Here is a 21,401-nt window from a genome sequence, read left to right as displayed (position 1 = left end):
CCCGTCCATGGCGCACTGAGGTGAGCTTCGGCGCCGGACGTGGGCGCATCAATCTTTTGTGGTCGACACCGCTGGATGTGACGATGGAGGCGGCGTCACCAGGACCCGCGGGTCCGGAACCCGGGGGGCGCTGTTCACTCCGACAATCTCGGGAACATCGGCAGCGGGCCGTGTTGGCGCATGGGCCCGCCCGGACAGCAGAGACCGCCCGGCCCTGGTGGCCGAGGGCGGTCTCTCTGCGTTCGGGGGCGCCGCACGGGACGTCGGCGCGGCCGACGTCCGGTGCGCGGGCGGCACCCGGTGCGGCCCGCCCCGACTTCCGGTGCGCCACCGGCCGGCGTGCGGCGCCCGCGCCGCGCCCCTCGGGCGGGGAATCCGGTGGCCCCGCGCGGCCGGGTGGCGGCAGAGTGGGTGGCGTGACGACTGGTACGGGCCCTGGTGCTGCGTTCGTGTCCGGGCTGGAGCCGGCCCGGGTGCTGTTCGAGGAGGCGGTGCACGGGGCGGGCGGGCGCGGCCGCCGATGGGGGTTCCGTCGGCGACCGCGCGGTCAGCCGTTCAGTCTCTGCCGCTCAGCCGTTCAGCACTGGGGGCGACGGCCGTGGTTGGCTCCGCGCTTGGCCCTGGCCTTCTTCTTGCGGCGGCGCTTCGACGACATGGCCACTCCTCTCGTAACCGGTCCACCCCCGTCTTCCACCGTTCCACACCTGGCGCGCCCCGGCCCGTCGAGCGGGTGCCGGGGCGGGGAGCCGGGGAAGAGCCGGGAGCTCAGGCGCGGCTCTCCAGGGCGGCGCGCCAGGCGGGGCTGTCGACGTAGTGGTTGTCGAAGCGCTCGGAGGAGGCGGCGATCGCGGCCGGCGCGGTCTCGCCGCGCATGACGCTGCCGAGCAGGCGCAGGTAGTCGAAGCGGTCCATGCCGGGGGTGAACATGAACAGCACGTCGGCCTCGGAGCCCTTGGCGGCGGCGAAGGCGTGCGGGGTGTGCGGGGGCATGGCCAGGAAGTCGCCTTCGCCCAGGACGGTGACCTCCTCGCCGACCAGCACCTCCAGCGAGCCGCTGATCACGAAGAACAGTTCCCAGGCCCGGGTGTGGAAGTGCGAGGGGGCTCCGGCGGCGCCCTCGGCGAAGGTGGAGCGGTAGACGGTGAAGCCGCCCTGGCCCGGGTCGGTCTCGGCGAGCAGGGTCATGGTGGAGCTCGGGTCGGCGCAGGTCTCGGCCTCGGCGCGGCGGGTCAGGATGGGGGCCTGGGCGAGAGTCTGGGTGGCGGCGGTGGGGGCGGCGTTGGTGTTCTTCGTCGTCGTCATGTGATCAATCTACAGTCGGATAGACCCATGATCATGTGGCAATTCTCGGCCATTTTCATGGGTCAATTTCCTCCTCCATCCGAGCCCCCCGACATGACGAAGGAGGCCCTGAACACGGGGTTCAGGGCCTCCTCCACCGGACCGACGACCGCCCGCGATCAGCCCGGGAGGTCCCCGTTGCCGCCCAGGTTGGCCACCATGCGGCGCAGCACGTTGACGGTGGTCACGAAGTCCTCGGGGTCGATGCCCTCGTGGGTGCGCTCGTGGACGCGCAGGTTGCGCTCGCGGGCCCGCAGGCGGCCGGCCTCGCCCTCCTCGGTGAGGGTGAACCCGCCGTCGGCGTCCTCGGTCAGCCAGCCGCGGGCGATCAGGTCGTCGAAGACGGCGTCGAAGGCGGTGTCCTGGTCGTCGTACGGGGTCAGCCGCTCGGTCAGGGTGGCCCGGTTCCAGCCGCCCGGCCTGCCGGCGGTGTGGTTGAGCGTCCACCAGTGCGGCTGGGTGAGGCCTTCCACCGCCAGTTGCTCGCGCAGGCCCCCCACCACCCGGCGGTACGCCTCGCCGCTCCACGCCCCGATGGGCTGCGCGGCTATGACCTCCGGTGCGTACGTCTTGATCGTCATGTCCCGTACTCCTTCGCTTGGCCGACGACCGATCACCCGACCGTCCGGTCGCCCGACCGACTGACCGTCTGGACGCGATCGACCGTAGGACTTCAAGTCGACTTGAGGTCAAGCGATCGCCCGTCCGCCCCGACACCCCGGCCCGGGATCCGCTTCCGGAACATTCGTCAACTGCCTTCTAACCTGGGCCACATGAAGCCGATACCAGCCATCGCCGCCGCCCTCGCCCTGTCCGCGACCGCCGTCCTCACCACCGTCTCCCCCGCAGCTGCCGACCCGCTGGAGCGCTACCGCCGCCAGCCGCTCGCCTGGACCGCCTGCCAGGACCCGGAACTGGCCGCCGCCGGCGCCCGGTGCGCGACCCTGACCGTCCCGCTGGACTACCGCGAACCCGGCGGCCGCACCCTCCCCCTCGCCGTCTCCCGGATCAAGGCCGCCGACCCGGCCAAGCGCCACGGCATCCTGCAGACCAACCCCGGCGGCCCCGGCACCCGCGGACTGGCCATGCCCGCCGCGGTCCGGGCCGTGATGGCGCCCGCGACGGCCGCCGCCTTCGACATCGTCGGCATGGACACCCGCGGGGTCGGCGCCAGCGGCGGCCTCGACTGCGGTCTCACCAGGGGCAGTTGGCTGCGGTCGGTGGGCACCGACCGGGCCGGCTTCGAGCAGGCCTGGACCCTGGCCGAGGCCGACGCCGACGCCTGCTGGACCAGGTACCCCGACCTGCTGCCGCACCTGACCACCCGCAACATCGCCCGCGACACCGACCTGCTGCGCGCCGCCCTCGGCGAGCAGCGGACCTCCTTCCTCGGGCAGTCCTACGGCGCGATGCTGGGCGCGGTGTACGCGCAGCTGTACCCGGAGCGGGTCGACCGCCTCGTCCTCGACAGCGCCCCCGACCCGGCCCGCTACGGCATCCGGCTCTTCCAGGACATGGGCGTCGCCAACGAGCGCGCCCTGGACGACTTCGCCGCCTGGGCCGCCCCCCGCCACTCCGCGTACGGCCTGGGCGCGACGCCCGCGGCCGTCCGGGCCACCGTCGAGGGACTGGTCCGCCGGCGGGGACGGCACCGATCGCCATCGACGGCTTCCAGCTGGACGACCGCCTGCTGCCGTTCCTGCTCGCCGTCTGCCAGGGCGACGACCGCGACAGCGCCGACTACGCCGACGTACTGCGCCGGCTCCTCGACGCCGCCGACGGAAAGCCGGTCCAGGCGGGCCCGCTCCTGCACGAGCTGCTGACCACCGTCCTCGCCCCGAGCCCCGAGGGCGGCGCCGACCTCGCCGCCGCGATCGGCATCCTGTGCGACGACGTCACCATGCCGCGCTCACCGCGCTGGTACCGCGCCGCCGTCGACCGCGCCCGCCCCACCCAGCCCGTCTTCGGCCCGGTCTACAACTCCCCCACCCCGTGCGCCTCCTGGCGCCGAACCCCACTGGAACCCCCCGTCGAGGTCCGCACCGCCGTCCCCGCCCTGCAACTCCACTCCACCGGCGACACCCACGCCCCCTACCAGGGCGCCCTCGCCCTCCACACCCGCCTCCCCGCCTCCCGCCTGCTCACCGTCCCCGGCCGCACCCACACCCTCTACCTCAACGGCTACCGCCCCTGCGCCCAACAGGCGGTCGACACCTACCTGTTGACGGGCGTGCTCCCGGCGGCGGACACCACCTGCTGAACGGCGTCCAGCTCCTTCCTGAAATGCTCCGTCCAGGAATCGCCACTGCCCTCCGGAACCACCCGAGGCTGCTTGACCACGGCCTCGCGAAGGTCACGCCCAAGGGTCGAACTTCCGTTCTCCGCACGGGCCTTGTGGATCCCGAAAAGATGCTCGACAGGAGCCGCACTCCCCCCTACCCTCCCGCCCCCGCCGCCTTCCGCAGGAAGCCCTCGAAGGCCACCACCGCCGGGGCACCCGCTGCCCCCGCCTCGTCGCGGTCCACACGCGCCGCACCGGGGTGTCGTCGGGGTGGAGGGGGATGAGGGCGAGGTCGGCGCGGGCGGCGCGGGCGGCCAGGGCGGGGATGAGGGTGGGGCCCAGGCCGGCGGCCACCAGGCCGAGTTTGGCGGTCCAGGCGGCGACGGCGTACTCGATGCGGGGCTGGAAGCCGCTGCGCAGGCAGGCGGCGAGGAGGGTGGATTCGGCGTGGTGGCGGGCGGCGATCCAGGGTTCGTCGGCGAGTTCGGCCAGGCGCAGGCGTCGTCGTCCGGCGAGGCGGTGGGTGTGTGGCAGGGCGACCAGGACGGGGTCGTCGAGCAGGGGCCGCAGGTCGAACTGGTCGCGGTCGTAGGCGTCTTCCTCGTACGAGGCGACCAGTGCGAGGTCGATCGCGCCGTCGGCCAGCAGGTCGAGCAGGTGGGCCGCGAGGCCTTCGGTGAGGCTGATGGCGACCTGCGGGTGCGCGGCGCGGAAGGCGGCGAGCGCGCCGGGGACCAGGGCCGCGTTGGCGCTGTCGAAGGCGCCCACCCGTAGGCGTCCGGCGGTGAGTTCGGTGAGCGAGGCGAGGTCGCGCCGGGTGGTGTCGAGGCGTTCCAGCATCGCCTCGGCGTGCGGCAGCAGCGCGCGGCCGTGTTCGGTCAGCCGGACGCCGCGGGCCAGGCGGTCGAACAGCGGGGTGCCCAACTCGGCTTCCAGGGTGGCGATCTGGCGGGAGATCGCGGACTGGGTGTAGCCCAGCCGTTCACCGGCGGCGGTGAAGGAGCCGAGGTGTGCGACGGTGCGGAAGACGTCCAGCCAAGCCATGTCCATTCCGCATGGCTACCATGCCGGACATTCGTTTGTCGCCTGACTCGCGGCTGCCTAGCGTGGTGGCCATGGAGAAGATCGCTTTTCTGGGACTGGGCCGGATGGGCCTGCCGATGGCCCGTCGCCTCGCCGACGCCGGCCACCCGTTGACCGTCTGGAACCGCTCCCCCGGCCGCGCCGACGGCCTGACCGAGGCCACCCCGGCGGAGGCCGTGCGGGGTGCGGCCGTCGTCGTCACCATGCTGTCCGGCCCTGAGGCCGTCACCGAGGTGGCCGGGCGGTTCGCGGCCGAGCTGGCGCCGGGCACGCTGTGGATCGACATGTCCTCGATCGGCCCGGCCGCGACCGCCGGGCTGCGCGCCGGGCTCCCGGACGGCGTGGCCCTGGTGGACGCCCCGGTGATGGGCAGCGTCGGCCCGGCGGCCACCGGTGGCCTGGTGGTCTTCGCGGGCGGCGAGGACGCCGACCTGGACCGCGCGCAGCCGGTCCTGGAGCGGCTGGGCCGGGTGCGGCGCTGCGGCGGCCCGGGGTCGGGGGCGGCGTTGAAGGTGGTGGTGATCGGCGCGATCGTGGCCTCGGTCACGGTGGTCGGTGAAGTGCTGGCGGTGGCCGAGGAGTTGGGCGTGCCGCAGGAGCTGGCACGGGAGGTGCTGGCGGCCGGGCCACTCGCGGGGGTGGTGGCCCGGGCGCACAGCGCGGACTCGGACTTCCCGGTCCGGCTGGCCGCCAAGGACCTCGCCCTGGCGGGCGGCGGCCGGGTCCTGTCGGCGGCCCGCGAGGTGTTGCTGGCGGACCCGTCGATCGCCGAGGAGGACCTGTCGGCGGTGGTGGGCTCCCTGCGACAGCGGTGAACGGACTCCGGTGGACGGGCTCCGGTGGGACGGACGCCTGGCCGTCAACCCGTCCGCCGCGAACTCGCCCGACCGGGGCCCGGGTTCGCGGCGCACCCCCGCCGCGACGTAGCGTCGTTCCGCGAGCGGGCGGGCCGTGGCCGGCGGCCGGCGGCCGGCGGACCCTGGAGAGAGGGGGCGCACATGCGCGGTGGACGGGTGTCGGCGGCGGTGGCGGCCGTGGTGGCACTGGTGGTGTCGTCGGGGTGCGGGGCCGGCCCGGCGGGCGGGGGCGGGAAGCCGGCGCCGGAGGACGACCGGCCGCTGGCGCTGGTATACCGGGGCCCGGCGGCCTGCGAGGGGTGTCCGGAGGCGGCGGGGCGCTGCTGGCGGGCGACGGGTTCAGGGTGCGCTACGTGGGGCCGCGGGAGCGGGTGCGGTTCGGCCCGAACGTGATGACCGGGGTGGCCGTGTACGTGCAGCCGGGCGGCACCAACGGCCAGGAGGTGGGCACCGCGTGGGACCTGCTGGGGCACGAACCCGGCTTCTCCCCGGAGCTGGTGCGGGCCTACGTGCGCCGCGGCGGGCATACCTGGGGCTGTGCATGGGCGGCTACCTGGCCGGCGACCCGGGCTTCGACCTCCTGCCGGGCGACTCCGGGCCGTACGTCCGCACCCCGGGGGCCACCGTCGCCGACGAGCGGGACACGCTCGTGGACGTGGTGTGGCGGGGCCGCCCGCAGCGGATGTACTTCCAGGACGGCCCGTACTTCGACGTCGACGGCCCGGCCGCGGAGGTCCTCGCCCGCTACTCCGACGGCCGCCCGGCCGCCGTGGTCGCCGCGTACGGCGCGGGCCGGGTCGCGGTCAGCGGCCCGCACCCGGAAGCGCCGGCCGCCTGGTACCGCGACTACGAGCTGCCCGACGAGTCGCAGACCGGCACGGCCCTGGGCCAGGACCTGCTGCACACCCTGACGGGCACCCCGGGCAGCGGAACCCCGGGCGGCGGAACCCCGGGCAGCGGGACGCCGACGCTCTAGCCACCCCGCCCGGAGTCGCCCCACCCGGAGTCGCCCCACCCGGAGTCGCCCCGCCCGGAGCCACCGCCATCGTGCCGCACTAGTGCACCCGCCGTCGCCCTCGACGCCCCCGCCACGGCCTCCCCGCTGCGGAAAAGCCGCCACCGTACGCCGCACACGGGCCCGGATCGGCCCCGAAGCGCCCTACCGTACTAGTGCACTACCGTCAAATTCCCCCAGCACAGGGCTTGTTGAGCGCAATGCGTACGGCGTACATTCATCGGTGTCGAGCACCCCGGCAGACACACCGACAGGACGGGCCCATGAACACCACCGACATCCTCATCTCCGGCGCCGGCATCGCCGGCCCCGCCCTCGCCCACTGGCTGCGCCGCCACGGCTTCCGCCCCACCGTCGTCGAACGCGCCCCCGGCCCGCGCCCCGGCGGGCAGGCCGTCGACCTGCGCGGCGCCGGCCGCACCGTGGTCGAGCGGATGGGCCTGATGGAGCGGGCCCGCGCGCTCTGCGTCGAGCAGGACGGCATGGCCCTGGTCGACCAGCGCGGGCGGGTGAGCGCCCGGATGCCCGTCGAGCTGTTCGAGGGCCAGGGCATCGTCTCCGAGATCGAGATCCTGCGCGGCGACCTCGCCGAGCTGCTCCAGGAGGCCACCGACGGCGTCGAGTACCTCTGGGACGACACCGTCACCGCGCTCGACGAGGACGCCGACGGCGTCACCGTCACCTTCGAGAACGCCCCCGCCCGCCGCTTCGCCCTGGTCATCGGCGCCGACGGCCTGCACTCCACCGTGCGCCGCCTCGCCTTCGAGACCCCCGGCCGCAGCGGCCGCAGCGACGGCGGTGACAGCCACTACCACCCCCTGGGCGGCTACCACGCCTGGTTCACCGTCCACGACACCGCGCTCGCCCGCGAGCTCGACGGCTGGTTCCTGATGTACAACGCCCCCGGCGGCCTGGTCGCCGGCGCCCGCCCCGGCCGGCTGCCCGGCGAGGTCAAGGCCTCCCTCGGCTTCCGCTCCGCGCCCCTGGCCTACGACCGCCGCGACACCGCCGCCCTCAAGCGCCTGCTCGGCGAACGCTTCGCCGGCGCCGGCTGGCAGGTGGACCGGCTGCTCGCCGGGATGCGCGGCGCCGAGGACTTCGCCTTCGACTCCTTCGGCCAGATCCGCCTCGACCGCTACAGCCGCGGCCGCGTCGCCCTGCTCGGCGACGCCGGCTACAGCCCCAGTCCGCTCACCGGCCTCGGCACCAGCCTCGCCCTCGTCGGCGCCTACCTGCTCGCCGGTGAACTCGCCGCCGCCCGGGGCGACTTCACCACCGCCTTCGCCCGCTACGAGGAGCTGATGCGCCCCTACGTCACCCAGGCCCAGGAACTCCCGCCCGGCGGGCTGCACGGCTACGCCCCCGACAGCGCCCTGATGATCCGCCTGCGCGCCGCCTCCATGCGCTGGATGGGCCGCTGGCCGCTGCGCAACCTGCTGGCCGGCCAGTTCGCCAAGGCCGACGCCATCGACCTGCCCGACTACCCGCTGCCCGTCCACTCCCTCTGACCCGTCCGCCCGGAACCGGGACCGCCCCCCGACTTGCACCTCACGCGACGTCAGGAGGAATGCTCGTGCCATGCCCACCGAACAGACCTGGAAGGTCGGCCCGCTCGCCGAGACGAGCGGGCTGACCGTACGCACCCTGCACCACTGGGACCAGATCGGCCTGCTCAGCCCCTCCCGGCGCACCGCCTCCGGCCACCGCGCCTACACCGAGCAGGACGTCGTCCGCCTCTACCAGATCCTCGCCCTGCGCCGCCTGGGCCTGGGCCTGGACACCATCGCCACCTGCCTGGACGCCGGCATCGACCCGGTCCGGCTGGTGCGCGAGCACCTCGCCGCCACCGAGGCCTCCCTCGCCGCCCTGCAGGCGCTGCGCGACCGCCTCGCCCACGTGCACACCGAACTCTCCGCCGAACGCGCCCCCGGCACCGCCGACCTGCTGCGCCTGCTGCGGGCCGTCAGCGCCACCGGCCCGACCGCCCCCGCCGCCCGGGAGGCCCTGCACCGCCACCTCGACGAGGACCGGATCCACGCCCTCGCCGACCACGCCGCCGCCCTGGGGCCCGCCGCCCACTACCTGCTGGACGTCGAATGGCCCCAGCTGTACCGCGGCGCCGAGGCCCTGCGCACCGCCGGCGTGGCCCCCACCGACCCCCGGGTGCGCCGCATCGCCGACCGCCTCGACGAGCTCAGCCGCCTCTTCAGCGGCGGCGACACCAGCCTGTCGGCGGCCGTCCGCACCGCCTGGCGCGAGGAGCCCGCCGCGATGTCCGGCGTCCCCGACGCCCCCGCCGACGAATGGGCCGACCTGCGCACCTACCTCGACCGGGCCCGGGAGGACTCGTGACCACCACCAACCCCGCCTCCGACCCCGCCTCCGACCCCGCCTCCGACCCCGCCTCCGGCCCCGCCGCCCCCGGCCCCGGCCCCGAAGGCCCCGCAGTCCCCGCCGACCTCACGAAGCCGGGGCGCCCCCGCCCGCCCCTCGGCCTGGCCAGCGCGCTGCCCGTCCTCGGCCCGGCCGGCATCGCCGCCACCGTCGGCGTGCTGCCCTGGCCGGTCCTGCCCGCCCTCACCGCCGCCCTGCTGGTACGGGCCTGCCTGCCCGCCCCCGACCCCAACAGGCCCTGACCCCGGCGAAAACCCTGCCCCCGGCAGGAACCCTGACCCCGGCGAGGCCCGGACCGGCCCCACGGGGGTGGACCGGACCGGCCCGCCGGCACCCCCGCCCGCACCCCGGGCGGGAACCGGGCGGGAGCGGGCGGGGAGCTGCCGCCCGTGGAAGGCTGGCAGCAGGGGGACCCGCCGCGAGAAGGGTGGCCGCCATGCCCCGGTTCGACGCCGGTGACGTGCCGCTGCACTACGAGCAGACCGGCACCGGCGAGCCGCTGGTGCTGGTCCACGGCTCGTGGAACGACCACCGCTCCTGGCAGCCGGCCACCGACGCCGGCCTGCGGGCGGCCTTCCGCGTGCTGGCGTACGACCGCCGGGCCACGGCCTCAGCGGGCCGGCGCCCGGCCCCGGCACCCGCCGCCAGGACGAGGACGACCTGGCCGCGCTGATCGAGGCCCTCGGCCCGGCCCCCGCCCACGTGGCCGGGAACTCCTTCGGCGCCTCGATCGCGGCGGGCCTGGCCGCGCGCCGGCCCGAGCTGTTCCGCGGGATCGTCCTGCACGAGCCGCCGCTGGCCGCCCTCGTCCTCGACGACCCGGCCGCGGCCGCGCAGCTGCGGCCGGTGACCGGGGCCGTCGCCCAGGCCCTGGACCTGCTGCGCGAGGGCGAGGACGCGGCCGGCGCGAGGCTGTTCGTCGAGCGGATCGCGCTCGGCCCCGGCTCCTGGGAGACGCTGCCCGCGCCGATGCGGGACACCTTCGTGCGCCACGCCCGGACCTGGCTCGACGAGCAGGAGGATCCCGCCTGGGACCGGCTGGACGTCGACGGGCTGCGCGCCTGCACCGCGCCGGTGCTGCTCAGCCACGGCGGCGAGAGCCCGGCGTGGTTCGCCACCGTGCTGGACCGGCTGGCCGCCGCCCTGCCCCGCGCGCACCGGCACACCTACCCCGGCGCGGGCCACATCCCGCATGTGACGCACCCGCAGGACTACGCCGCGACGGTGACCGGCTTCCTGCGCCGGTCCTGAAGCCGCGTCTGACGCTGCGCCTGGGGCGCTACGCGGTGCGCGGCTGGTTGAAGCGGAGCATGTTGCCCGACGGGTCGCGGAAGGCGCAGTCGCGCACGCCGTAGGGCTGGTCCATGGGCTCCTGGAGGACCTCGGCGCCGGCCGAGCGGATGCGTTCGAAGGTGGCGTCGCAGTCGTCGGTACGGAAGATGACGCCGCGCAGCAGGCCCTTGGCGAGGAGTTCGGCGGCGGCCTGGCGGTCGTCCTCGGAGGCGTGCGGGTCGGCGAGCGGGGGTTCCAGGACGATCTCGACGCCGGGCTGGTCGGGCGAGCCGACGGTGACCCAGCGCATGCCCTCGAAGCCGACGTCGTTGCGCACCTCGAAGCCGAGGACGTCGCGGTAGAAGGCGAGGGCCTTGTCGTGGTCGTCGACGGCGATGAAGCACTGCGCGAGTTCGATGCTCATGACCGTCACGCTACGGGAGAGCCCGGTCCGGCGCCGCTACCGGTACCGGATCCCGACCCCGACCCCGTTCCCGTTCCTGGCCCCGGGCGCCGCACCGGCCGGGTGCGGACCTTGGCGACGCAGGCCGGGATCGCGGCGCCGTCGCCGTGGTCGCGGGCCCGGTAGGCGCTGGGGCTCTCCCCGACGAGCTCGGTGAAGCGGGTACTGAAGGAGCCCAGCGAGGTACAGCCCACGGCCATGCACACGTCGGTGACGCTCAGGTCCCCGCGCCGCAGCAGCGCCTTGGCCCGTTCGATCCGGCGGGTCATGAGGTAGCTGTACGGCGTCTCCCCGTAGGCGGCGCGGAAGCTGCGCGAGAAGTGCCCGGAGGACATCAGCGCGGTACGGGCGAGCGCCGGCACGTCGAGCGGCTGCGCGTAGTCGCGGTCCATCCGGTCGCGGGCCTGCCGCAGCCGCACGAGGTCGGCGACGGGGAGGCGGGCCGGACGGGCTTCACTGGTGGACACACCTGCCACCGTACCCACCCCCTCCGACAGCCGGCCTCCCCCGGTGGTGCCCTACCATCCGGACGGCACACACGCACACCTGTTCACGGGGGAGTACCACTGTTGTTCCGGAGATCGACGGCAACGCCGACCAGAGCCGCCGCACGGGCGGCCCGCGCCGCCGTACTGACGGCGTCGGGCACCCTGGTGCTCGCCTCCTGCTCGGCCGGGTGGCCGTGGGACGGAGGGCAGGGGACGCCGGCCAAGCCCGTACGCGTCGAGTCCCGCGAGGAGGCGCTGACCCGGGCGACGCGGATCCAGGACCACGTGCGCGAGCTGACGGGCCTCGAACGGGACCTGTGGATCAAGATCGTCAGCTACGAGAAGTGCCCGGGGCGGGGCCTGGGCATCGCGGAACAGGGCGAGCCGTACCGGCTCACCTCGGTGGTCCAGCTGAAGGCCGCGGACGACCGGCACGCCGAGGTGCTCCGGGCGCTGCGGGAGAGACTCGCGGGCGAAGGCTTCACGATCACCTCGCCGGAGCCCGGTCGGGCCGCCCCGTCCACCCCGCCCTCCGAGGAGTTCGTGGCCGCCCACGGGCCGGACCCCTACACCGTCTCCCTGCTGGACGGGACGAAGCCGGGCCAGGGCGTGGGCGTCGCCGTCACCCTCCCCTGCCAGGCCCCGCCCGCCGACGCGGCCTCACCCACCCCGACGGCCACCGCCCCCACGGCCACCGCCTGACGCCGGCGCCCGGGGACGGGGTGCCCGTGGGCGGCAGGCTGTCCGGGGCGTGCGGTCCTACGTCGCGGCCGCTGCCGTGGCGGTGTGCCAGGCGGTGACGAGGCCGGCGGCCTTGGCCTCGAAGTCGGGGTCCCGCCAGGTGCCCGGGAGGCCTATCAGCACCGGCAGGGTGCGCACGCCGTGGACCCGGTGCGTGATCCGTACGACGTCCGGGGCGTTGGCGCGCTCGTTCTTCTTCACCACCTCGGCGTTCGTGACGTCCGTCCAGGCGACCCGCTTGCGGCCGCCCCACAGGGGGGTCCACCACAGTTCGTGCCCGTCGAAGCTCACGCTGGTGCGCAGGGCGAGCAGGTGGGCGGTGCCGATGACGGCCAGCAGGGGGACGAACAGGATCCCGACCAGGGCGGTCCGTTCGTTCAGCGGCCGGCTGAGGACGAGGTGCAGGAGGTAGGCCGAGCCCGCCAGGAAGAGCGGTCCGCTGATCCACTGGCGCCGCTGCTGCGCGGTGGTGAGACGGTGGGTCGTGTGTTTCACCCGCGGATTCTGGCAGTACGGGTGGACCTGAGGAAGCGTCATTCCGGCGGCCGGCGAACGCCCCGTCACCCCGCCCCGTCACCCCGCCCGTCACCGCTCCGCGTGCATGCGGGCGTTCAGGGCGTCCGGGGGGATCAGGGGGGCCGGGTAGTCGAGGGGTCCGTCGTGGGTCCAGGGCTGGTGGACGGTGCGGCCGGGAAGGTGGGCGAGTTCGGGGAGCCAGCGGCGGACGTAGGCGCCGTCGGGGTCGTAGCGCTCGGCCTGGCGCAGGGGGTTGAGGACGCGGTTGGGGCGGGTGTCGTTGCCGGTGCCGGCGATCCACTGCCAGTTGAGCTGGTTGTTCGCGAGGTCGCCGTCGACCAGGAGGTGGAGGAAGTGGGCGGCGCCGGGGCGCCAGTCGTGGCGCAGCGTCTTGGTGAGGAAGGAGGCGGTGATGAGGCGGGCGCGGTTGTGCATCCAGCCTTCGTGGGCGAGCTGTCGCATGCCGGCGTCGACGACGGGGTAGCCGGTGCGGCCTTCGCGCCAGGCCCGTAGTTCCTGTTCGTCGTGGTGCCAGCGGGTGCCGCGGGGGCGGTAGTCGGCGTGGGCGGCGTCGGGGCGGGCGGCGAGGACCTGGTGGTGGAAGTCGCGCCAGGCGAGCTGGCGGACCAGGGCGTCGGCGCCGGGTCCGCCGTGGGCGGCGGCGTGGTGGGCGAGTTCGCGGGCGGAGAGGCAGCCGAAGTGCAGGTAGGGCGAGAGGCGGGAGGTGGCGTCGGCGGCGAGGTCGTCGTGGAGGTGGTCGTAGTGGTCCGGGTCCCAGGCGCGCAGTCGTCGGCGGGCGGCGGCTTCGCCGCCGGGCGGCAGGTCCGGGGAGGTGCCGGCGGGGGCTTGCGGCAGGGGGTCGCCGGCCGGGCCGTCGGGGGTGGCGAGGGTGCGGGGGGCGGGCAGGACGGGGCGGTGCGGGGTTCGCTGCCAGGCGCGCAGGTAGGGGGTGAAGACGGCGTAGTGGTCGCGGCCGGCGGGGGTGAGGGCGCCGGCGGGAACGACGGTGAGTCCGTCGTGCAGGTGCAGCCGCTCGCCCAGGGCCCGGCGCAGGGCGGTTTCGCGGCGGGTGGCGAAGGCGGAGACCCCGGCGGCGGTGTGGACGGTGGTGGCGTCGCATTCGGCGGCGAGGCGGGCGGTCTGTTCGGCGGGGTCGCCGTGGCGCAGGACCAGGCGGGAGCCGGCGGCGCGCAGGGCCCGGTCGAGGTCGGCGAGGCTGTCGGCGAGGAAGGCCCGCCGGTTGGGCGGGGCGAAGCCGGCCCGATCGACGGCGGGGTCGAGGACGAACAGCGGGACGACCTGGTCGGCGCGGGTGCGGGCGGCGTGCAGGGCGGGGTTGTCGTGCAGGCGCAGGTCCTGGGTGAACAGGACGACGGCGGTGCTCATCGGGGGCCTCGTACGGTGCGCGGGGGTGGCGGTCTCAGTGGTCAACGGGTCTGCGGCTCTACAGGTGCTTCGCGGGGTGATTCGGGGGGGGCTTCGCGGGATGATTCGCGGGGTGATTCGTGGCCGGTCGCGGAACGGATTGCCGCCCGGGAGTGAGAGACCGGTCACCCCCGGCTGCGGGGGCCGTCCGTGGCGATCTAGGGTGCAGGCATGATCCCCACACCGATATCCGACCCGATCTCCGACCCCCGCGAGGCGCTGCGGATGCTGATGGAGGGCAACGCGCGGTTCGTCGCGAGCAACCCCGAGCACCCCAACCAGGACGCGGGGCGCCGTGCCGCGCTCGCACCGGCGCAGCGGCCCTTCGCGGTGCTGTTCGGCTGTTCGGATTCCCGGCTGGCCGCCGAGATCATCTTCGACCAGGGCCTGGGTGACCTGTTCGTGGTACGCACCGCCGGGCACGTGACCGGCGCGGAGGCGCTGGGCAGCATCGAGTACGGGTGAGCGTGCTGGAGTGCCCGCTGGTGGTGGTGCTGGGGCACGACTCGTGCGGTGCGGTGGCGGCGGCGCTGGACTCCCTGGAGCAGGGTCAGCTGCCGGGCGGTTTCGTGCGGGACGTGGTGGAGCGGGTGACCCCGAGCGTGCTGTCGGCGAAGGCGGCGGGCATCGAGGACCGGGACGCGATCGTGGACGTGCACATCCGCCAGACCGTGGACCTGCTGGTGGAGCGTTCCCAGGCGCTGGCGTCGAAGGTCGCGGAGGGCAAGGTGGCCGTGGTGGGCCTGTCCTACCGGCTGCTGGACGGCCAGGCCCGTCAGGTCGCCGCGCACGGGCCGGTGGACGGCGCGGCCTGACACACCCGGCGGGCCCGCCGGGACGGGCGGGACGGGCGGGGCAACTGGATGTCCGATCACCGCCAGCGCCCCCGTCCGGGCGGGGGCAGAGTCGGTGACCGACAGCGGTTCCCTCTCCCAAGGACGACGATTCCCGTGCACAAGGTCATCGACCTGAAGGTCCTGTACTTCGGCACCCCGGTGGTGCTGATCGGCTCGCGCAACGAGGACGGCAGCGCCAATCTCGCGCCGATGTCCTCGGCGTGGTGGCTGGGGCAGTCCTGCGTGCTGGGTCTGGGCAACACCAGCCAGACCGCCGACAACCTGCGGCGCGAGGGCGAGTGCGTGCTGAACCTGCCGTCCTCGGCGCAGGTGGACGCCGTGGACGCCCTCGCGCTGCTGACCGCCCGTCCGGACATCTCGGAGCTGAGGCGGGAGCAGGGCTACCGCCACGAGCGGCGCAAGTTCGAGGCGGCCGGGCTGACGGAGCTGGCGGGCGAGCTGGTGCGGGCGCCGCGGGCGGCGGAGTGCCCGGTGCAGCTGGAGTGCCGGGTGGAGGCGGCGACGCCGCTGGCGGGCAACGACCGGTGCACCGCGTTCGAGGTGAAGGTCGTGCGGGCGCACGTCGAGGAGGGTCTGCTCGTGCCCGGCAGCGACCACTACGTGGACCCGGTGGGCTGGGACCCGCTGATCATGAAGTTCTGCGAGTTCTTCGGGGACGGCCGGCGGCTGTCCCCCTCCCGCCTGGCCGAGGGCTGGCGGATGCCGGGGCGCCTGCCGGCGGGCGCCTCGGCCGGGTGACGGCGGCCCGCCGGCCCGCTCAGGAGGCTCCTCAGGGGACTTCTCAGGGGACTTCTCAGGGGGCGATGGTCTCCCCGCAGGAGTCGCACACCCGCGTGGCGGGCAGCTGCAGGAAGCAGTTCGGACAGATCGCCGGCGGGCGGGCCTCGGCGACGGCGGCGGCCTTGCGCTCCACCGAGGCCCGCAGGCGCGGGGCGAGGGCGGGGGTGCCGCCGTCGGCGGGCAGGTCGGCGCCGAAGTGGCGGTAGCAGGCCAGGCGGGCGGCGGCCGCGTGCTGTTCGCGGTCCATCTCCTCGGTCAGCGGGGGCTGTCCGGCCACCGCCAGTACCTCCTGGTAGCCGGGGCCGACCTTGCCGTCGACGGCGTGCACCACCAGGGCCGTCAGCGGCGGGTCGCCGCGCCGGTGGGCTTCGAGGATCACCAGGGAGAGCACCTTGCCGATCCAGTGCCGCTGGTTGATCCGGGTGCGTACCCCGGAGGCCTCCTGGACCGCTTCGGCCAGGTCCGCGTAGGTGATCACGCCGTGGTAGCGGCCTGCCACCTCCACCAGGGCCGGGTAGGCCGCCCTGGTCCACACGATGTGCGCCTGGGTGGCACTGACCGCCGAATCATCCGACACCCGCCAGTAGCCGCGCTGCTGCTCCGTCATCGACCGCCCCTGTCCGCCTCGTCCGTGCCCGTCCGCAGGCCCGCGCCGTGAGCGAGGCTACCCCGCGCCGGGGCGGCGGGGACGCGCGGGGGCGGGCCGCGGCGGGGACCGCGGCGGGCCCCGGGCTTGACTTCAAGTGCTGTTGAAGTTGTCGAATGGCACCCGACCGCAGCCGTACGGGCAATCCCGCGGTCGATGCCCCGCCCGTACGGAACCGTACCCGGGGCCGGGGCCGCCTGCTTCCCGATCGTGCCGCAGGCGGCCCCGGCCCCCGGGTCCACCCGCTCGCCCCGGCGGTCCCGGAACACGGTGCGAGAGCGCGACGCGGCGACCACCCGGAGCACGACTCGGCGACCACCGGCCCGGACGCCATGATCATCCGCCTATTCACCGCTTCGGGCGATTTCCAGCGATCCATGTATCCGGCGCCGATTATGATCCGTTTCCCGTGACGAAGAGTCAGAACACCCGAACGGCCGGGAACACGGCCGATGTTGTCATCCTCGGCGCAGGACCTGCCGGTCTCCTGCTCGCGAACCTGCTCCACCGCGAGGGGATCGACTGCGCCGTCCTGGAACGCGCCACCCCCGTACACATCCGCACCCGGGCCCGGGCGGGCTTCCTCGCCGCGAACACCGTCCGGATCCTCGACCGGCACGGCCTGTCCGGGAACCTGCACCGCGACGGCCGGCTCCACGGCAGCTGCGAATTCCGCACCGACGACGGGCACTTCCGCCTGGACTACGCCGGCCTCGGCCTGCGCGAGCAGCACACCGTCTATCCGCAGCAGGACCTGGTCGGCGACCTGCTGGACCAGTACCTGGACGCCGGCGGGCGCGTCCACTTCGAGACCGAGGCCCTGGCCGTGCACGGCATCGACGGGCCGCGGCCCACGGTCACCGTCCGCACCCCGGACGGCGGCGGCACGCGAAGCGGCGGCGGCGACACGAACGGCACCGCCGAGTGGGCGGCCCGCTACGTGGCCGGCTGCGACGGCCGCTACGGCGCGTCCCGGCGCTCCCTGCCGCCGACGGCCCGTCACCACCGCCGCGACCACGGCGTCTCCTGGCTCGGCCTGATCGCCGAGGCCCCGCCGAGCCTGGACGCCGTGGGCTACGCGCTGCACGGACGCGGTTTCGCCGGGCACATGGCCCGCACCCCGCAGGTCACCCGCTACTACCTGCAGTGCGAGCGCGGCACCCGGGCCGGCGAGCTGCCCGAGGAGCGGATATGGGACGAACTCGACACCCGGATGCGCGCTCCCGAGCACGGCCCGCTGCACCGCGGCCGCATCCTCCAGCGCGCCGTCGTCGACCTGGAATCCGATGTCGTCGAACCGCTGCGCCACGGCTCCCTGCTGCTGGCCGGCGACGCCGCCGGCCTGATCAGCCCCGCCGCCGCCAAGGGCGCCAACCTCGCCGTCCTGGAGGCCGAACTGCTCGCCCGCGCCCTGGTCGACGACCTCGCCCACGGCGACGGCCGGGCGCTGGAGCGCTACTCCGCCGAGGCCCTGGAGCGCGTCTGGCGGGCCCAGGAGTTCTCCCACTGGATGGTCCAGCTGCTGCACGCGCGGCCCGGACCGTCCGATGACGAATCGTTCTTCCACGAATCCATCCGCCGCGCCCGCATCGCCTCACTGCGCACCTCGCGCTCCCACCAGGACTGGTTCGCCGAGAACTACGTCGGCATCTGACCACCGGGCCGGTCCGCCCCCCAAGCACCGCAGCGCCGCACGCCCGGCGCCACACCGAGGACACCCTCATGACGACGACCACACCCACGACCGCCCAGGACGACGCGACCAGCCTGCGCCGCACGGCCGCGTTCGTCCGGGAACACGACACCGCCTCCCTGCTCCCCCTGCTGCTGCCCGGCCTGGCCGGCCCGGAGCTGCGGGCACTGGCCCGGCACTGCCGCTTCGCGCACGCCGCCCTCCTGGTCTTCCCGCCCGACCTGCCGACCCTGCACGCCCAACTCGCCGACTGCGGACTGGCCTTCGACGCGCCGCCGGTGCCCAGCGTCGTCGTCCGGGAGCGGCTGGCCCGGCGCCACGGGTACGACCCGGCCGGGCTCGACATCCGGATCCTGCGCCCGACCGCGCTCGGCCCCGGCCGTGAGCACCGGGAGGTCGAGGTGTTCGCGCTGACCGTCCCGCCGGGCTCCCCGCTCGCCCCCGTCGCCGCCCACGAACGGCCCACCGGCACGAGGCGCACCTCGCCTTCGAGGTCGACTCCGCGGACCCGCTGGTGCTGCGCGGCCTGTGCGCGCTCCTGGCCCGGCACGGCGCCCGCGCCGACGGCGGCGGGTACAACCCGCACGAGGACGGCACCGTCCTCTACTTCACCGTGCCCGCCGCCTCCGGGGCCGCCTACCGCCGGCTGGAGCTGCACACCCACGGCGACCACCCCGACATCCTCGCCGCGCACCTCGGCGGCCACCCCGGCCACCGCTCCGCGAACGACCGGCCCGCGACCGCGACCGCGACCGCCGAGACCCTCCTGCACCTGTTCACCGGCGCGTGGACGACCCAGGCACTGGCGGTCTGCGCCCGCCTGGCCCTGCCCGACGCCCTGGCCCCGGACACCCCCACCACCGGCGAGGCCCTGGCCGAGCGGGTCGGCGCCGACCCGGAGACCCTCACCGCGCTGCTGCGCTACCTGGCCATGCTGGACGTGGTGACGGAACACCCGGACGGCTTCCGCCTCACCGGGCTCGGCGCGCTGCTGCGCGCCGACACCCCGGGGTCGATGCGGTCGCTGGCGCTGATGTACGGCGGCCCGTTCTACGAGTCCTTCGCGGGCCTGGAGCACACCGCCCGCACCGGGCGGCCCGCCTTCGACCACCTCTTCGGCGAGAACCACTTCGACCACTTCGCCCGTGACCCCGAACTCGCCGGGCTGTTCGACCAGTCCATGGCCGCGAGCTCCCCCATGTTCGAACCGCTGCCCGCCCACCCCGTCCTGGCGGCCGCCGCGGCCCGCACCACCGCCCCCGAGAGCGCCCCCACCCCCGCCACCGTCGTCGACGTCGCCGGCGGCAACGGCGAACTGCTCGGCCGCGTCCTGGCCGCCCACCCGGGCCTGCACGGGATCCTGCTGGAGCGCCCGCACGTCGTCGACGCCGCCCGCCGCCGCCTGGACGAGGCCGGCTGCGGCACCCGCTGCGACTACCGGGCGGGCGACTTCGCGGACGTCCCGGCGGGCGCGGACGTCTACCTGCTGTCCCGGGTGCTGCACGACTGGGACGACGCGCGCTGCCGCGAGATCCTGCGCCACTGCGCCCGCGCGATGCCCGCCCACGCCGACCTGCTCATCGTCGAGCGCCTGCTGCCCGACGACGGGTCGCTCTCCCTGGCCACCGCCTGGGACCTCCACATGCGCTGCAACACCGGCGGCCGCGAGCGCCGCGCCGACCACTACGGCCGGCTGCTCGCCGACGCCGGGCTCGAACTCCTGGGCCACTCCCCCCTCCCGCTGGGCGCCGCCGTCCTGCACGCCCGCAGGGCCGCCCTCCCGGCCCCGGCCCGTCCGCCCCGCGGCACCCCCGCCCTCGCGGCGGCCTCCAGCGGCTGAGCGGGCACGCGCTCAGGCGCTCCGCTCGGCCAGGGTGTGGGCGACCAGGGCGTTGGCGTGGCCGTGGCCGAGCCCGTGCTCGGCCTTCAGCCAGGCGACCAGCTCCATGTGCTTGACCAGCGGGGAGGTGCGGATCAGGTCCTTCCACTCCTCCACGGGGCGGCCGTACTTCTTCTCGATCGACGGGAAGTACGAGGCCGGACCGCCCTTCGGGGCGGCGGTCTTCACGGCGGCGGTCTTCACGGAGTCGGTGCTCATCGGTCCGGTTCCTCTCGGTCGGGCACAGCGGAAGCGGTGCGCTCACGGGATAGGACCATGATCACACCGCCGACTCATCGCTCGAACAGAGTGATCCACATCACGCCGCCGTCACGCCGCTGCCGCCGCGGCCGGCGCCGCCTGCGCCCGGCGGGCGGGGTCGGGTCGGCGTTCCACGCGGCGACGGGGTTGCCGAGCCAGCGGGTGGCCCCGGGCACGTTCTCGCCGCGCATGACGAGGGAGGCGGGCCCGACGGTGGTGTTCGCGCCGAGGGAGGAGTTGAGCAGGACGACGGAGTGCGGGCCGGTGGTGGAGCCGGCGCCGAGGTGGACGGGGCCCAGCCGCATGACGCGGTCGTGGAAGAGGTGGGTCTGCAGGACGGTGCCGCGGTTGACGCTGGCCCCGGCCTCGACGGTGACCAGGTCGCTCTCCGGCAGCCAGTGGGTCTCGCACCACACGCCGCGCCCGATGCGGGCGCCGAGGCTGCGCAGCCACGCGTGAGGTACGGGGTGCCGGTGATGGTGGAGCCGCCGAAGGGCATGGCGAGTTCCCGACGAAGGTGTCGTAGAGCTCGTTGCGCCACACGAAGGGGGACCAGAGCGGGTGCTCGGCGACGCGGAAGCGTCCGACCAGCAGCCACTTGGCGGCGGTGGTGACGGCGCAGGCGGTGACGGCGGCCAGGGTCAGGACGAGTCCGGCGGTGGCGCAGGCCGCGCCCAGCCCGTAGTCGTCGCGTACGACTGCAGGGCGGCCAGGACGAGGTCGCCGAGGAGGGCGGCGAGGATGACGGGCAGCAGCCGGCAGACCTCGACGCCGGCGCGGGCCCACATCAGGCGCCGGGGCGGGTCGTAGGTGCGGCCCTCGCCGCCGGTGCCGGCGGCGCGGGGCAGGGCGAAGGCGGGGCGGCCGAGCCAGGAGGAGCCTTCGGGGCGTGGGCGGGGGTGTCGGACAGGACGCCGACGAGGGAGTTGTCGGGCAGGTGGCGGCCGGGGCCGACGATGCCGGAGTTGCCGACGAAGGAGCGGCGTCCGACGTGGGCGGGGCCCAGGCGCAGCCAGCCGCCGCGCAGCTCGTAGGGGGCGACGAGGGTGTCGTCGGCGAGGAAGGCGCCGTCGTCGACGCGCATCAGGCCGGGCAGGGCGAGGACGGTGGAGGCTTCGACGCGGCGTCCGATGCGGGCGCCGAGCAGGCGCAGCCACACGGGGGTGAAGAGGCTGGCGTAGAAGGGGAAGAGGGTGCGCCGGGCGGTGTCGCCGAGGCGGCTGACGGCCCAGGCGCAGAAGGCGACGCGGCCGCCGGCGGGGTGGAAGCCGGGGCGCAGCGGGCGGGAGAGCAGGCGGACGAGGAGCGCTATGAGGGCGGCGTGGCAGAGCAGGGTGAGGGCGGCGAGGGGGACGGTGGCGGGCAGGAGCTGGAGGAGGGCGTCGGCCAGGGTGCGGTCGGTGTCGATC

General features: G+C 75.1%; 23 protein-coding genes and 2 pseudogenes. 13 read left to right on the top strand and 12 right to left on the bottom strand.

Going from position 1 to position 21,401, the window contains the following annotated elements; genetic code table 11:
• Positions 1-765: 765 nt before the first annotated feature.
• Together ACYP53_RS43090 and ACYP53_RS43085 are read right to left on the bottom strand one after the other, a co-directional pair.
• Complete coding sequence (locus ACYP53_RS43090; protein ID WP_189924281.1) at positions 766-1,302, bottom strand: cupin domain-containing protein; 537 nt, start codon at positions 1,300-1,302, stop codon at positions 766-768.
• A gap of 158 nt (positions 1,303-1,460) precedes the next feature.
• Positions 1,461-1,922: a MarR family winged helix-turn-helix transcriptional regulator gene (locus ACYP53_RS43085; RefSeq protein WP_459651311.1), complete on the bottom strand. Its 462-nt coding sequence runs from the start codon at positions 1,920-1,922 to the stop codon at positions 1,461-1,463.
• Positions 1,923-2,114: 192 nt separating this feature from the next.
• Between ACYP53_RS43085 and ACYP53_RS43080 the strand changes: the two genes are divergently transcribed.
• Entirely contained in the window at positions 2,115-3,164 is a 1,050-nt protein-coding gene (locus ACYP53_RS43080; RefSeq protein WP_459651518.1) for an alpha/beta fold hydrolase, read from the top strand.
• A gap of 77 nt (positions 3,165-3,241) precedes the next feature.
• Positions 3,242-3,601 (top strand): alpha/beta hydrolase, encoded by a 360-nt coding sequence (locus ACYP53_RS43075; RefSeq protein ID WP_459651310.1) that lies wholly within the window; start codon positions 3,242-3,244, stop codon positions 3,599-3,601.
• 93 nt (positions 3,602-3,694) lie between these two features.
• Here the strand turns inward: ACYP53_RS43075 and ACYP53_RS43070 are convergent, their stop codons facing one another.
• A complete protein-coding gene (locus ACYP53_RS43070; protein ID WP_459651309.1) occupies positions 3,695-4,672 on the bottom strand; it encodes a LysR family transcriptional regulator in 978 nt (325 codons plus the stop codon).
• Positions 4,673-4,737: 65 nt separating this feature from the next.
• Here ACYP53_RS43070 and ACYP53_RS43065 point away from each other — a divergent pair, with 65 nt between their 5' ends.
• The 6 genes from ACYP53_RS43065 to ACYP53_RS43040 all read left to right on the top strand — a co-directional run bounded on the left by ACYP53_RS43065 (position 4,738) and on the right by ACYP53_RS43040 (position 10,222).
• Entirely contained in the window at positions 4,738-5,520 is a 783-nt protein-coding gene (locus ACYP53_RS43065; RefSeq protein ID WP_459651517.1) for an NAD(P)-dependent oxidoreductase, read from the top strand.
• A gap of 583 nt (positions 5,521-6,103) precedes the next feature.
• On the top strand, positions 6,104-6,538 hold the full coding sequence (locus ACYP53_RS43060; RefSeq protein WP_459651306.1) for a hypothetical protein: 435 nt from the start codon (positions 6,104-6,106) through the stop codon (positions 6,536-6,538).
• Between the two features lie 302 nt (positions 6,539-6,840).
• Positions 6,841-8,085, top strand: coding sequence for an FAD-dependent monooxygenase (locus ACYP53_RS43055; RefSeq protein WP_459651305.1), 1,245 nt, complete (start codon positions 6,841-6,843; stop codon positions 8,083-8,085).
• Positions 8,086-8,155: 70 nt separating this feature from the next.
• Positions 8,156-8,929: a MerR family transcriptional regulator gene (locus ACYP53_RS43050; protein ID WP_459651304.1), complete on the top strand. Its 774-nt coding sequence runs from the start codon at positions 8,156-8,158 to the stop codon at positions 8,927-8,929.
• Positions 8,926-9,213 (top strand): hypothetical protein, encoded by a 288-nt coding sequence (locus ACYP53_RS43045; RefSeq protein ID WP_459651303.1) that lies wholly within the window; start codon positions 8,926-8,928, stop codon positions 9,211-9,213. Before ACYP53_RS43050 ends, ACYP53_RS43045 begins: the two co-directional genes overlap by 4 nt.
• A 277-nt stretch (positions 9,214-9,490) precedes the next feature.
• A complete protein-coding gene (locus ACYP53_RS43040; protein WP_459651302.1) occupies positions 9,491-10,222 on the top strand; it encodes an alpha/beta fold hydrolase in 732 nt (243 codons plus the stop codon).
• A 28-nt stretch (positions 10,223-10,250) separates the two neighbouring features.
• Here ACYP53_RS43040 and ACYP53_RS43035 read toward each other — a convergent pair whose 3' ends face one another.
• Together ACYP53_RS43035 and ACYP53_RS43030 are read right to left on the bottom strand one after the other, a co-directional pair.
• Positions 10,251-10,667 (bottom strand): VOC family protein, encoded by a 417-nt coding sequence (locus ACYP53_RS43035; protein ID WP_189924263.1) that lies wholly within the window; start codon positions 10,665-10,667, stop codon positions 10,251-10,253.
• Between the two features lie 5 nt (positions 10,668-10,672).
• On the bottom strand, positions 10,673-11,098 hold the full coding sequence (locus tag ACYP53_RS43030; RefSeq protein ID WP_459651378.1) for a helix-turn-helix transcriptional regulator: 426 nt from the start codon (positions 11,096-11,098) through the stop codon (positions 10,673-10,675).
• Positions 11,099-11,275: 177 nt separating this feature from the next.
• Between ACYP53_RS43030 and ACYP53_RS43025 the strand changes: the two genes are divergently transcribed.
• Positions 11,276-11,896 carry a hypothetical protein gene (locus ACYP53_RS43025; RefSeq protein WP_459651301.1) on the top strand — a complete coding sequence of 207 codons (621 nt, stop codon included), beginning with the start codon at positions 11,276-11,278 and terminating at the stop codon, positions 11,894-11,896.
• Positions 11,897-11,953: 57 nt separating this feature from the next.
• On the opposite strand, the gene ACYP53_RS43020 is transcribed toward ACYP53_RS43025, so the two are convergent.
• Together ACYP53_RS43020 and ACYP53_RS43015 are read right to left on the bottom strand one after the other, a co-directional pair.
• Positions 11,954-12,430 carry a hypothetical protein gene (locus ACYP53_RS43020; protein ID WP_459651300.1) on the bottom strand — a complete coding sequence of 159 codons (477 nt, stop codon included), beginning with the start codon at positions 12,428-12,430 and terminating at the stop codon, positions 11,954-11,956.
• Positions 12,431-12,520: 90 nt separating this feature from the next.
• Entirely contained in the window at positions 12,521-13,837 is a 1,317-nt protein-coding gene (locus ACYP53_RS43015) for a cryptochrome/photolyase family protein (RefSeq protein WP_459651299.1), read from the bottom strand.
• Positions 13,838-14,047: 210 nt separating this feature from the next.
• On the opposite strand from ACYP53_RS43015, the pseudogene ACYP53_RS43010 reads away from it, so the two are divergent.
• A pseudogene (locus ACYP53_RS43010) lies at positions 14,048-14,691 on the top strand (carbonic anhydrase).
• Positions 14,692-14,826: 135 nt separating this feature from the next.
• Complete coding sequence (locus ACYP53_RS43005; RefSeq protein ID WP_189924254.1) at positions 14,827-15,471, top strand: flavin reductase family protein; 645 nt, start codon at positions 14,827-14,829, stop codon at positions 15,469-15,471.
• Between the two features lie 55 nt (positions 15,472-15,526).
• On the opposite strand, the gene ACYP53_RS43000 is transcribed toward ACYP53_RS43005, so the two are convergent.
• Positions 15,527-16,120 (bottom strand): hypothetical protein, encoded by a 594-nt coding sequence (locus ACYP53_RS43000; protein WP_459651298.1) that lies wholly within the window; start codon positions 16,118-16,120, stop codon positions 15,527-15,529.
• Positions 16,121-16,568: 448 nt separating this feature from the next.
• Here ACYP53_RS43000 and ACYP53_RS42995 point away from each other — a divergent pair, with 448 nt between their 5' ends.
• Together ACYP53_RS42995 and ACYP53_RS42990 are read left to right on the top strand one after the other, a co-directional pair.
• Positions 16,569-17,813, top strand: a complete 1,245-nt coding sequence (locus ACYP53_RS42995; protein WP_459651297.1) for a 4-hydroxybenzoate 3-monooxygenase — start codon at positions 16,569-16,571, stop codon at positions 17,811-17,813.
• 553 nt (positions 17,814-18,366) lie between these two features.
• Positions 18,367-19,692 carry a methyltransferase gene (locus ACYP53_RS42990; RefSeq protein WP_459651296.1) on the top strand — a complete coding sequence of 442 codons (1,326 nt, stop codon included), beginning with the start codon at positions 18,367-18,369 and terminating at the stop codon, positions 19,690-19,692.
• Positions 19,693-19,704: 12 nt separating this feature from the next.
• On the opposite strand, the gene ACYP53_RS42985 is transcribed toward ACYP53_RS42990, so the two are convergent.
• The 4 genes and pseudogenes from ACYP53_RS42985 to ACYP53_RS42970 all read right to left on the bottom strand — a co-directional run.
• Positions 19,705-19,950 carry a DUF4287 domain-containing protein gene (locus ACYP53_RS42985; protein ID WP_459651295.1) on the bottom strand — a complete coding sequence of 82 codons (246 nt, stop codon included), beginning with the start codon at positions 19,948-19,950 and terminating at the stop codon, positions 19,705-19,707.
• Positions 19,951-20,024: 74 nt separating this feature from the next.
• A complete protein-coding gene (locus tag ACYP53_RS42980; RefSeq protein ID WP_459651516.1) occupies positions 20,025-20,408 on the bottom strand; it encodes a hypothetical protein in 384 nt (127 codons plus the stop codon).
• A 225-nt stretch (positions 20,409-20,633) separates the two neighbouring features.
• On the bottom strand, positions 20,634-20,780 hold the full coding sequence (locus tag ACYP53_RS42975; protein WP_459651515.1) for a hypothetical protein: 147 nt from the start codon (positions 20,778-20,780) through the stop codon (positions 20,634-20,636).
• Positions 20,780-21,401: pseudogene (locus tag ACYP53_RS42970) on the bottom strand (amino acid adenylation protein); the annotation flags it as partial. The pseudogene ACYP53_RS42970 and the gene ACYP53_RS42975, both read right to left, overlap by 1 nt.

The organism is Kitasatospora sp. Ki12 (genome assembly GCF_054601375.1).
The sequence above is the reverse complement of the archived record's forward strand: the minus strand, read 5'-3'. Positions and strand labels throughout refer to the sequence as shown.